Raw genomic sequence first — 11,983 nt, forward strand, 5'->3', positions numbered from 1 at the left:
CCCGTCCCAAACTCCGCGGTTAAAGCGCGCCTGCGAGGTTCAACTAGACTGAAGGGTAGTGCCTGCCGTCCGCGGTGAGCACTGCCCTTTCGTTTTGCAGGCCTGCCTTGCCGGCCGCTCCCGACTCGTAGCTAAGAACAGTAGATGACTGACACTTTGCCAGGCGCTGCCATCCCGAATCCGCTGGATGAAGCCGCCATCACCGCCGCCGTCGAGGACGCCATTGCCGCTATTGCGGCTGCTTCCTCCCTTGATGAACTCAAGGCTGTCCGCCTCGCCCACACCGGTGAGAAGTCGCCCCTGAGCCTGGCCAACCGTGAAATCGGTGGCCTCGCCAAGGAGCACAAGGCTGCCGCCGGCAAGCTCATGGGCTCCTCCCGCGGCCGGGTCAACCAAGCGCTCGCTGCCAGGACCCAAGTGCTCGAGGCTGAGAATGACGCTCGCATCCTGGTGGAAGAAACCGTTGATGTCACGGCCGCTCCGCGTCGTCGCCGTGCCGGTGCGCGCCACCCGCTGTCCACGCTGCAGGACCGTGTTTCGGACATCTTTGTTGGCATGGGTTGGGAAATCGCCGAAGGCCCCGAGGTGGAGTCCGAGTGGTTCAACTTCGATGCCCTCAACTTCAAGCCGGACCACCCGGCCCGCGAAATGCAGGATACGTTCTTCGTCGAGCCCCCTGAGGCGCACCTGCTGATGCGTACGCACACGTCCCCTGTGCAGGTCCGTTCCATGCTGGAGCGTGAAGTTCCCATCTATGTGCTGTGCCCCGGCAAGGTGTTCCGCACGGATGAACTCGATGCCACGCACACGCCTGTCTTCCACCAGTTCGAGGGTCTTGCGATCGACAAGAACCTCAGCATGGCAGACCTTCGCGGCACGCTGGAGCACTTCGCCCGCCAGATGTTCGGCGACGAAGCGTCCATCCGCCTGCGCCCCAACTACTTCCCGTTCACTGAGCCTTCCGCTGAGCTGGACATCTGGCACCCGGGCGCCAAGGGCGGTCCCCGCTGGATCGAGTGGGGTGGCTGCGGCATGGTCAACCCCAACGTCCTCCGGGCAGCCGGCATCGATCCGGACATCTATTCAGGTTTTGCTTTCGGTATGGGCATCGAGCGCACGCTCATGTTCCGCAACGAGGTCGGCGATATGCGCGACATGATCGAAGGCGATGTACGTTTCAGCGAGCACTTCGGGATGGAGATCTAACAGTGCGTATCCCACTTTCCTGGCTGCGTGAATTCGCGCAGGTACCGGCCGACGCCACGGCCGAAGACGTCATGGCTGACCTGGTCAAAGTTGGCTTCGAAGAAGAAGAAGTCCACCGCCCCACCGACGAGCTCAGGGGTCCCATTGTGGTTGGCCAGGTCCTAAGCCTGGTCAAGGAACCGCAGACCAACGGCAAAACCATCAACTGGTGCCAGGTCCGCGTGGTCCCTGAGGGACAGGAGCAGACCCTCACCGGCAAGGGCATCGATCCTTCCGGTGTGCAGGGCATCATCTGTGGTGCTCACAACTTTGTTGAGGGAGACAAGGTAGTTGTCACACTGCCTGGTGCTGTCCTGCCCGGCAACTTCCAGATCTCGGCGCGGAAGACCTACGGTCACTTGTCCGCGGGCATGATCGCTTCCGTTCGCGAGCTGGGCATCGGGGACGACCACGACGGTATCCTGGTCCTCTCGCGTATCGGCCTGGACCCGGAAATCGGCACTGACGCGATGGAACTCCTTGGTCTCTACGACCAGGCAGCGGAAATCAACGTCACGCCGGACCGCGGTTATGCTTTCTCCATCCGTGGTGTCGCCCGTGAATACGCCCACGCCACCGGGACCACGTTTGTGGATCCGGCGTCGAGGGTCAGCGCACCGGCTTCCCTTCAGGGCGGCTACGGCGTCAAGATCAACGACGACGCGCCGATCTACGGCAAGCCCGGCTGCGACCGCTTCGTGGCCCGCACGGTCCGCGGCGTGGATGCTTCACGTCCCACCCCGCCGTGGATGTCCGCGCGCCTTCGCCTGGCCGGCGTTCGCTCCATCTCGTTGCCGGTTGATATCTCCAACTACGTCATGCTGGAGCTCGGCCAGCCGAACCACTGCTATGACCTGGACAAGCTCTCTGGCGACATCGTGGTTCGTCGTGCAGTGGCGGGGGAGAAGATCACCACCCTCGATGACAAAGAGCGCACGCTCGATGTCGAGGACCTGCTGATCACCGATGATTCCGGCGCCATCGGCATCGCCGGTGTGATGGGCGGCGCCCACACCGAGGTGTCCGATTCCACCACCAACATCCTGGTGGAAGCCGCGCACTTCGACGAAGTCTCCATTGCCCGCTCCCGTCGCCGGCACAAGCTGCCGTCCGAAGCTTCCAAACGCTTCGAACGTGGCGTGGACTGGCACGTCGCCAACATTGCCGCCCAGCGCGTGGTTGACCTCTTGGTCGAGCTCGCCGGTGGCACCGCAGATGAGGCCGGGACCGACGTCGGAACCGCTCCTGACGCCGTCACCATTGAACTACCCGCAGAGTTCGCCTCCGCCCGTATCGGCATCGACTTCACTGACGAGCAGATCACCACGTCCCTTGTGGACCTGGGGGCCGTGGTGGAGAAGACCGCCAGCGGCTACCGCGTGACGGCTCCGAGTTGGCGCAACGACCTCGAAACCAAGGAAGACCTCTCCGAGGAAATCGCGCGTCTTGTCGGCTACGACAACATCCCCTCGACTCTTCCGGTGGCGCCTCCGGGCCGTGGCCTGAGCCGCAGCCAGCAGCAGAAGCGCCGCGTTGTCCAGGCTTTGGCTGATGCAGGGCTTACCGAGGTGTTGTCCTACCCGTTCGTCTCCAAGGCAGCCAATGACACCTTCGGTGTTGCTGCTGAAGGTGCGGCTCGCCCGGCGCTCAAGCTGGCCAACCCCATCAGTGAGGAACAAGGATACCTCCGCACCTCCATCCTGCCGGGCCTGATCGAGGTCGCCCGCCGCAACCACTCGCGCGGCTTCCGCGACCTGGCATTGTATGAGGCCGGTTCGGTCTTCCTCCCCGGTGAAAAGCTGGGCACGGATTCCATTCCGCCGCTGGGCGTCAAGCCCGCCGATGAGGTACTGGATGCACTGTACGACGGCGTCCCTTACCAGCCGCTGCACATCGCCGCTGTCCTGACCGGCCATGACTCCCCGGCAGCTGCGACGCATACGCCGCGTGCCTGGGACTGGGCAGACGCTGTTGATGTGGCACGCCTGATCGCCGACGTCCTGGGCGTGGAGCTGGTTGTCAGCCAGGGAAGCCACCAGGCATTCCACCCGGGCCGTGCAGCCCGACTCGCACTGCGCACTGGCGACGTTGTGGGCTACGCAGGAGAGCTGCACCCTAAGCTCCTGGCTGCGCACGACATGCCGGCCCGCTCCGTGGCACTTGAGGTCAATGTTGAAGCGTTGTTCGAAGCTGCCGCTGACGTGATCGTGGCCAAGCACATCTCCGGGTTCCCCGTGGCGACGCAGGATGTTGCCTTGGTTGTCCCGCAGGACGTGCCGGCAGACCAAGTCCTTTCGGCGCTCCGCGAAGGCGCCGGAGTCCTCCTCGAAGATGTCTCGTTGTTCGATGTCTATGTGGGGCCGGGCATTGAGGACGGCAAGAAGTCGCTGGCTTTCGGCTTGCGTTTCCGCGCGGACGACCGCACGTTGACGGCCGATGAGGCCTCTGAAGCCCGCGCTGCTGCTGTGGCCGTGGCGACTGAGCGGTTTGGGGCTGTTCAGCGCTGACCTGTTTTACTTAGGACTGTCCCCGGAATCGAACAGGTTCCGGGGACTTTCTTTTTATTGAGATAACACTCCCAGCATCTTGACAGAATATTCACATATGCATGACAGTTTTGTCATACACATGTGAAGCATGCGTATCACATCCCTCGCACGGTTCCCCAGAGCCGTCCCTTGAAAGGTACCCATGAAGAAGCAGAACGTTGCTTTGCTTGTCGGGGCTGCAGTAATGGCTTTGACGTCCTCGCTTGGTGGAGCCGCTGTGGCGTCAGAGTCGACGCCCCAAGTGAACGCCGCAGAGGTCCAGCCCGTATCGCACACGGTAGACCAATCGCAGGTTTCCGGTTCCGCCGCGTCGCCGTTGGCAGACAAATACACCATTGCCGCACCCTCCAAGAACGGCGGCGCGTCCACAGACTCAGTCATCGGTGCGGACGGCCGGGTGCGGATCACCAACACCACTGCGGCACCCAACCGCTCGATCGTGCAGATTGAATTCAATGGCGGATACATCTGCTCCGGTGCCTTGATCTCCGACGACACAGTCCTGACTGCCGGGCACTGCGTGCACGAGGGCGGCACCGGATCGGAAGCCGACTACTCCTGGGGTGTCAAAGTGGCTCCGGGCCGCAACGGCTCAACCGATCCCTACGGCACGTGCGGGGCAACCAAGATCTTCACGGACCAGCGCTGGATCGACTCCGCCAATACCAATGCAGACTGGGGTGTCATCAAGCTCGACTGCACCATCGGTAACACCACCGGATGGCTCAACTACACCGGCACAACCGCCAGCCTGAACGGGATCAGCACTACGGTCCGGGGCTATCCGGGAGACAAAGCCTTCGGCACCATGTGGTCCATGACCGGCCCCATTGAAAGCACCCAGACGGAGAAGGTTTTCTACAAGATGGACACCTACGGCGGTCAGAGTGGAGCCCCCGTGTACAACAGCTCCAACACCATCGTGGCAATCCACACCAACGGCGGCAGCTCCAACTCAGGCACCCGCATCACGCCCACGCTGGCGAACTACCTGACGTCGGTGAAGTAACCCGGATGAGTTAACTCACCTACACGTGTTCCCCGCTGCGAACCTGGCTGCGGGGAACACTGCTGTCCGGGTGGGATGCGAGAGAAGCACGCTAAAGTTTTGCTGGGGAGAGGGCCGTAGGGAGGTCGTGATGGATAACCCAAAACTTGCGCTGCATAAGCTGGGTGACCTGCCTTTTTCGGATGTCCCTCTTCGAGACCTTGGCCAACCGGCCCTCGAGCGCGCCAACAGCTTTGCCGATGCCAAGGACCGCAACGTGTTCCTTGCCGGCCGGCTCGCTCTCCAGCACTTCGCGGCCTCGCTCCTCGACGTGGACCCCACTCGGCTGGTACCGGACTATTGTTGCCCGCGGTGCGGCCCGGGACAGGACCACGGCCGCCCCGGGTTCATGCTCGACGGCGGCCCGGCGCCTTTGGCGGTAAGCGCATCCCGGGCGTCGGGCTGGGTGCTGCTGGCCGGCGTCGTACATCCAGCGGAGGGCATCCGGCTGGGAGCGGACCTTGAAGCGATAAGCGGGATTGGCTTCGATGGCTTTGACGGCGTCGCCTTGACCGCAGCCGAGAAGGTATTCCTGGTGTCCATCCCGGCGCAGGATCAAGCCAGGCGGCGCGCCCGGCTCTGGGCGCGCAAAGAAGCCTGGCTAAAGATGACGGGCGAGGGTCTGCGAAGGAACCCAGCCGAATTGGACGTGGTGGACCGTCCGGGCTTACAGGACGTGAACATTGTCAGCAATCGTGATCTGCCGGAAGGCCTGGTCGCCGCTTTGGCCCTCGGCTAACGCGTCAACGCGCTGAAGGCAGTGGTGGCAGCGAAGCTTCGTACAGCCACGGGCGGAGAATCGACGCGGCATTAAGCCCGGGAACGAATGAATCCGCAGCCTCAATGAACGTCCCAGTTGAGACCGAACCGTGCCGATTCGTAGCCGTCCAGTGCTGCAGGAAACCGAAGAATGCTTCGTCCCCGGCCGCCATCCGCACCGCATGAACGGCAAGTGCGCCGCGTTTGTAGACGCGGTCATCGAACATCAGCTCGGGACCCGGATCACCCACTACGAGGTCTTGGGCCCCGGCGTCGAGCCTCTTCCACGCGGCCGTTGCGCGGGCGGCGACCGTCATGGTGCGGGATTCCTCGGACCATAGCCACTCCGCATAGCAGGCAAAACCCTCGTGGAGCCAGATGTCCTTCCAGCTGCTCACCGTGAGCGAATTGCCAAACCACTGGTGCGAGAGCTCGTGCGCGATCAGGCGCTGCGCATCCCATGTGTCGCGCATATGGTTTCGCCCGAAGATGGAGACGGTCTGGGCTTCCAGTGGAATTTCCAACTCGTCTTCGGTGACCACCGAGGTGTAGTCGGCGAACGGGTAGGGGCCGAAGCAGTCCTCGAAAGTACGCATCATGTCCGGCTGCCGGCGCAGGCCTTGGAGGGCGTCCACTGCCATCTCGGGCGTCACGGCAACAAACTGGGGGACCCGATGGTGAGTATTGCCGGCGTGGAGTGGGACCCTCGCGTAGCGACCGATCTGCACAGTGGCCAGGTACGTGGCCATGGGTTCGGCTTGTTCGTAGACCCACGTTTCCCGGCTGGACTTCCGGGTATGGCTGACTAGCTGGCCGTTGCAGACGGGCCGGTAATTGTCGTCTGTGGTGACGGAGATGAGGAAGGTTGACTTGTACCGCGGATGGTCGTTGCACGGGAACCAGGACGCTGCACCGTTGGGCTGGCCGGCCACCAGTACGCCGTCGTTCAATTCCTCCCAACCGACATCACCCCAGAGGCCGCGGCGCGGCTGGGGGTTGCCGTCGTAGCGGATCTCGAGTGAGAACTGCTGGCCAGGCTTGAGCGAGGTTGTGGGCGTCAGCACCAGGTGCTCCGCCCTGTGGCTGAACTTCTGCAGCTTCTTGCCATCCAGCTGAACCTTGCTGGCCCGCAAGCCCACCAGGTCCAGGACGATCTGCGAGGCCGCCTCCAAGGCTGTGCATCGCAGGACCGCTTTGCCGATTAGCTTGTTGCTGCCCAGCCTGACATCGAGGTCCAACTCGTACCTGTCCACGCGGTAGCTGCTGCTGCCGTGGTTCAAGGCGTAGGGGTCGGCTTCGGCTGTGGGAGTAGCGATTGGTACGGTCATGATCCGTCCAATCTACTTGAGGCGCGGCGCTTGTGCAGACGGACCCACCCACGGGCTCACCGGGTTACCCATCCAGTACGTCCCGGCCGGGACGGTTTCGCCGCGCATGACCAACGACGCCGGACCAACAGTACCGCCGTCGCCGATGCTGGCCGCGGGGAGGATGACGCCGTGCGGTCCCATGGTGGCACCGTTGCCGAGCGTCACGGTGTCGAGGCTCATTACACGGTCGTGGAACAGGTGTGTCTGGACCACGCAACCACGGTTGACGGTGGAGTTCTCGCCCAAGGTCACGAGGTCAGCTTCGGGGAGCCAGTAGCTTTCGCACCATGTTCCGCGTCCGATCTTGGCTCCAAGTCCGCGCAACCACCACACCAAGGCAGGAGTTCCGGCAGCAGACCGGGCAAACCACGGGGCGCTCACCATCTCGATAAACGTGTCCACAACCTCGTTGCGCCAAATGAACGAGCTCCACAACGGATGTTCTCCCGAACGGATGCTCCCCACCAGGACCCACTTAGCGACGATGGAGCTGAGCGCGGCAACGGCGCCTGCGGCCAGCATCACTACGCCACCCAGGAGGGCGGCAATCCAGTAGCCCCACCCGCGGGCGATCCAGTCCAGCACCAGCATCACGGAGACAGCGATGTTCACCGTGAGGATGACCGGAACCAAGCGGCACAGTTCCCACAGGGCTCGTGCCAGTTTGAGCTTGAGGGGCGGTTGGAAGGTGCGGGTCTGGTCAGCGTTGACTGCGGTGCGGCGCAACCTCACCGGAGGGCTGCCAAGCCATGAGGTACCGGATTTCGCCTTGGCGGGCGTGGCCGACAGCACTGCGACGAGCGAATTCTTGGGTACGTTGCGGCCTGCGGCCGTCATCCCCGAGTTGCCAAGGAAGGAACGCTTTCCGATCTTCGCCGGAGCGATTTTCATCCACCCGCCGCCAAGCTCGTAGGAGGCAACCATAGTGTCATCCGCCAGGAAGGCGCCATCGCCAATGGTGGTCATTTTTGGAACGAGCAGCACGGTGGAGGCTTCCACGTTCTTGCCCACCTTGGCCCCGAGGAGTCGGAGCCAGACAGGGGTGAACAGGCTTGCGTACACGGGAAAGAGGAGGTCGCGTGCCATGTCCAGGAGGCGTTCCGTGGCCCAGACCTGCCAGCCGATGCGGCTTCGAACCCGGTAGTAGCCCTCCGCCAGGCCCAATCCCAGAAGCCTGGCGACAATCAGGATGAGCACGAGGTTGCCGAAGAACCACACCAGGGCCGCCAGCGGCAGGGCGATGGCGATGTGCGGAAGAGCGGTCTCCAACGAATCATGGCCTTGGATGAAAGCCAGGACCACCAGTGCGCCTGCGAAAGCAGAAACATAGGGGATGAGGGCCAGAAGGGCCGAAGCGCTGGCAAAGGCGGAGAACCAGAGCCTGTCGATGACGGGCCGGCGGCTGCTGGGCTCAGGCCACTCGTGCTTGGCTTTTCCGCGGCGTTCTGCGGGGGAGCCGGCTACGAGGTGTCCGGCTTTCACTTTGCCCAACACAGCGGATCCAGCATCGACGTGGGCACCTGCGCCGATGGTCGCTCCTGGCATCAGGGTGCTCCGTGCACCTACGACTGCACCAGCTCCCACGTGGATCTTGCCGATGTGGACTGAATCACCGTCCACCCACCAGCCCGAAAGGTCCACTTCGGGCTCGATGTTTGCTCCGCTACCCAAGGACAGCAGGCCGGTGACCGGGGGCAACGAGTGCAGATGGACGTCTCTGCCGATTTTCGCACCCAGGGCGCGCGCGTAATACGGGACGAACGGTGCGCTGGCCAGGCCGATGGCGCCCGAAAGATCCTGAATTTGCTCTGCGAGCCACAGCCGCAGGTGCGTCTTGCCGGACCTCGGGTAAGTGCCGGGTTCAATTCTGCCGAGCAGGATGCGGGCCGCCAGGACCGAGATCGCCATGCGGCCCAAGGGGCTGACAAAGACCAACCATGACGCCGCGATCCACCACCAGGAGACCACGGGGGCCGCAGCGAACCCGGCAAAGGCTGCAAGTAGATTGTTGGCGCCCATGAGGTAGGTCAGCCAACGCATCCCCACGAGTATGTGGAGCGGCACGCCCATGAGGACCTGGAAAATCTGCGACTTCAAAGCGGTGGGACGGACGGTGCGCTCAGCGGCGGGACCCGGCGTGCCGCCGTCGGGCAGTGATTGCCGGGCGGCGTCAATCAGGGCGCCGATGCGCGGCGTCGCATAAATATCGGCGACGGTAATGGTGGGGTACCGGACACGAAGAGCGGAAACGAGCTGGGCCGCTGCCAGGGACCCGCCGCCGTAGGCGAAGAAATCGGCATCCAGGGAACTCACCGGACTGCCCAGCACAGACTCCCACTGATCCACTACCCAACCCGCGTCATCCGGCAGGTTCAACGGTGCGTTGCTGGCCTCCGTGGCACCGGCCCCCGCCAGCGGCCAGGGAAGGGCATGACGGTCTACTTTGCCGCTGGTCTTGGTGGGTAGCGAATCCACCACGGTCAGCAAAGGGATCAAGGCAGCCGGAAGGCTCTCGCCGAGGAGCTTCCGTGCTTCATCCATATCGAGCTCATGGCCGTCAGCCGGAGCTAAGTACCCCACCAGGATCTGGTTGCCGGCCGCCGTCGTCTGGACTGCGGCCGCTGCGCCGGCAACGCCGGGGAGGGATTGCAAGGCCGCATCCACTTCGCCCAGTTCGATGCGACGCCCGCCCAGCTTGACCTGTTCATCGGCCCGGCCCATGAAGATCAAGCCCTCGGTTTCGAAGCGCACGAGGTCGCCAGAGCGGTAGGCGCGGGCCCATCCCAGCGTGGTCATGGGGGCGTACTTCTCGGCGTCCTTGGCGGGATCCAGGTAGCGGGCCAACCCGACGCCGCCGATGATCAGTTCGCCGATGTCGCCTTCAGCGACCGGTACTCCATTGGGATCGACGACGGCGAGGTCCCACCCGTCCAGCGGCAGGCCGATCCGTACGGGACCGGGTCCGCCAAGGGGAGCGGCGCACGCCACCACCGTGGCCTCTGTGGGCCCGTAAGTGTTCCACACTTCGCGGCCGTCCACGGCGAGCCGTTCGGCCAATTCGGGTGGGCATGCTTCGCCGCCGAAGATGAGGAGCCGCACGTTCTCCAATGCCTCAGCCGGCCACAGTGCAGCCAAGGTGGGCACTGTGGAGACTACCGTGATGCCGTGGTTGATGAGCCAGGGGCCGAGGTCCATTCCGGTGCGAACCAGGGCTCGTGGTGCGGGCACCAAGCAAGCACCGTGCCGCCAGGCAAGCCACATCTCCTCGCAGGAAGCGTCGAATGCGACGGAGAGCCCAGCCAGTACCCGGTCCTGAGGTCCAATGGGTTCGGCTTGGAGGAAGATCCGGGCTTCCGCGTCAACGAACGCTGCGGAAGAGCGGTGCTTGACGGCGACGCCCTTGGGAGTGCCTGTGGAACCGGAAGTGAAAATGATCCAGGAATCGTCATCCAGTCCGGGCGTGCTGGGACCGGAAACAGCTTCCCTTGCCTCGCCGGCGAGCTGGACGTCCAGGCCCGAAGCAATGACCGCGCCAACTTTGGCTTCCCCGAACACCAACTTGGCGCGCTCGTCGGGGTCGTCCGCATCCACCGGGACATAAGCGGCGCCGGCCATGAGAATTCCCAGTATGGCGATGTAAAGCTCATTGGTTCCCGAGGGGATCCTGACGCCGATCTTGTCCCCACGGCCAAGCCCTGCACCGTTCAATTGCGCTGCGAAAGCGCGGACAGCCTTGAGCAGTTCGGTGTAGCTCAATGACTTGTGCCCATCATCCAAGGCAGAGGCCTCGGGGAATGATGAAGCGGTATCTTCCAGGATGTCGACGAGAGTGCGCTCGGCGGGGGCCGCCGCGCCTCCCGGTAGCTGGGGTCGGTATGTCATCAGGGCAGGCGTCGTACCGGCCCCAGCGGGATGTTCTGTGCTCACGAACGTCAGCTTTCCGCAGAAAGATGAACAAAAGGTGTCTGACGTTTCCTGCCCTTAACACTTTGTTGCATCATTGTTCGCTTTCCGCTCACCTGACGTTCAAACCGGTACTTAAGGGACCAGCAGGACTTTTCCAGTGGTCCGGCGGCCTTCCAAGTCCCGGTGCGCCTGCGCCGCTTCTGCCAAGGGATAGGTGGCACCAACCCTGACAGCGAGGGTGCCGTTGGCGGCGGCGTCGAAAATTTCTGCCGAGCGCCATCGACGCTCGTGGGTGTTCTGGACAAAGTGAGCCATGGTGGGCCTGGTCAGGGTGAGCGAACCTGCGGCGTTCAAACGCTGGGGATCGAACGGCGGCACCGGGCCGGAAGCCGCACCGAAGAGCACCATGGCGCCGCGGATGCGCAGGCTCTTCAGGGAGTCATCGAACGTGTCCTTGCCGACGCCGTCGTACACCACGTTGACGCCCTCACCGTCGGTAAGTTCGCGGACTCTGTCTGCGAAGCCCTCGTAGCGGAGTACTTCATCGGCACCTGCCAGCGTGGAGAGATCGGCCTTCTCATCAGAGGAGACGGTGGTGATGACGCGGGCGCCGCGGGCCTTGAGCAGTTGGGTCAGCAGGAGGCCGACGCCGCCGGCACCTGCATGCAGGAGGACGGTGTGCCCGGGCTCCACCCGGAAGGATGAATTCATCAGGTAGTGAGCGGTGATTCCCTGCAGCGGCAGGGCCGCGGCGGTGTGATCATCGACGCCGTCAGGAACCGGCAGTGCCTTGCTTGCCTCAACGAGGGCGTACTCCGCGTAGGTTCTGGACCCCTCGGCGGTGGCAATGCGGTCACCAACAGAGAATTCCTCAACGCCTTCTCCTACGGCCTCCACTGTGCCGGCAGCCTCGGCGCCCGGCGTGAAGGGGTACTCCACTTTGTAGGTGCCGCTGCGTTGGTACGTCTCGATGAAATTGACCCCGGCAGCTGCGACCTTGATCAACAGCTGGCCGGGGCCAGGCGACGGTGTTTCCACGGATGCGTACTCGAGGACCTCAGGTCCTCCGGACTGCTGTGCAACGATGGCGTTCGTCATGGTGGCTC

7 protein-coding genes are annotated in these 11,983 nt (G+C 63.5%); 4 read left to right on the plus strand and 3 right to left on the minus strand.

The window, feature by feature from the left end; translation table 11 throughout:
• Positions 1 to 144 precede the first annotated feature (144 nt).
• The 4 genes from pheS (at position 145) to ARUE_RS07700 (ending at position 5,581) form a co-directional block, all read left to right on the plus strand.
• The gene (pheS, locus tag ARUE_RS07685) at positions 145 to 1,206 is read left to right on the plus strand and encodes a phenylalanine--tRNA ligase subunit alpha (protein WP_011774334.1); all 1,062 of its coding nucleotides are present in this window, start codon (positions 145 to 147) and stop codon (positions 1,204 to 1,206) included.
• Positions 1,207 to 1,208: 2 nt separating this feature from the next.
• The gene (gene pheT / locus ARUE_RS07690) at positions 1,209 to 3,752 is read left to right on the plus strand and encodes a phenylalanine--tRNA ligase subunit beta (protein WP_014921313.1); all 2,544 of its coding nucleotides are present in this window, start codon (positions 1,209 to 1,211) and stop codon (positions 3,750 to 3,752) included.
• A 184-nt stretch (positions 3,753 to 3,936) separates the two neighbouring features.
• Positions 3,937 to 4,803 (plus strand): trypsin-like serine peptidase, encoded by an 867-nt coding sequence (locus ARUE_RS07695; protein ID WP_014921314.1) that lies wholly within the window; start codon positions 3,937 to 3,939, stop codon positions 4,801 to 4,803.
• Between the two features lie 130 nt (positions 4,804 to 4,933).
• Positions 4,934 to 5,581, plus strand: a complete 648-nt coding sequence (locus ARUE_RS07700; RefSeq protein WP_043470011.1) for a 4'-phosphopantetheinyl transferase family protein — start codon at positions 4,934 to 4,936, stop codon at positions 5,579 to 5,581.
• A gap of 4 nt (positions 5,582 to 5,585) precedes the next feature.
• On the opposite strand, the gene ARUE_RS07705 is transcribed toward ARUE_RS07700, so the two are convergent.
• From ARUE_RS07705 to ARUE_RS07715, 3 genes are all read right to left on the minus strand, one after another.
• Entirely contained in the window at positions 5,586 to 6,929 is a 1,344-nt protein-coding gene (locus tag ARUE_RS07705) for a M1 family metallopeptidase (protein WP_014921316.1), read from the minus strand.
• Positions 6,930 to 6,941: 12 nt separating this feature from the next.
• Positions 6,942 to 10,853, minus strand: a complete 3,912-nt coding sequence (locus ARUE_RS07710; RefSeq protein WP_014921317.1) for a Pls/PosA family non-ribosomal peptide synthetase — start codon at positions 10,851 to 10,853, stop codon at positions 6,942 to 6,944.
• Between the two features lie 156 nt (positions 10,854 to 11,009).
• On the minus strand, positions 11,010 to 11,975 hold the full coding sequence (locus ARUE_RS07715; protein WP_011774340.1) for a quinone oxidoreductase family protein: 966 nt from the start codon (positions 11,973 to 11,975) through the stop codon (positions 11,010 to 11,012).
• Positions 11,976 to 11,983 lie beyond the last annotated feature (8 nt).

Origin of the sequence: Arthrobacter sp. Rue61a, assembly GCF_000294695.2 — a bacterium.
Taxonomy (GTDB): domain Bacteria; phylum Actinomycetota; class Actinomycetes; order Actinomycetales; family Micrococcaceae; genus Arthrobacter; species Arthrobacter aurescens_A.

What these genes read in the sequence shown, in the direction of transcription:
- ARUE_RS07695 (WP_014921314.1), top strand. Translation starts at nt 3,937, where the DNA reads ATGAAGAAGCAGAACGTTGCTTTGCTTGTCGGGGCTGCAGTAATGGCT.
- ARUE_RS07710 (WP_014921317.1), bottom strand. Translation starts at nt 10,853, where the DNA reads ATGACATACCGACCCCAGCTACCGGGAGGCGCGGCGGCCCCCGCCGAG.
- ARUE_RS07700 (WP_043470011.1), top strand. Translation starts at nt 4,934, where the DNA reads ATGGATAACCCAAAACTTGCGCTGCATAAGCTGGGTGACCTGCCTTTT.
- ARUE_RS07715 (WP_011774340.1), bottom strand. Translation starts at nt 11,975, where the DNA reads ATGACGAACGCCATCGTTGCACAGCAGTCCGGAGGACCTGAGGTCCTC.
- pheS (WP_011774334.1), top strand. Translation starts at nt 145, where the DNA reads ATGACTGACACTTTGCCAGGCGCTGCCATCCCGAATCCGCTGGATGAA.
- ARUE_RS07705 (WP_014921316.1), bottom strand. Translation starts at nt 6,929, where the DNA reads ATGACCGTACCAATCGCTACTCCCACAGCCGAAGCCGACCCCTACGCC.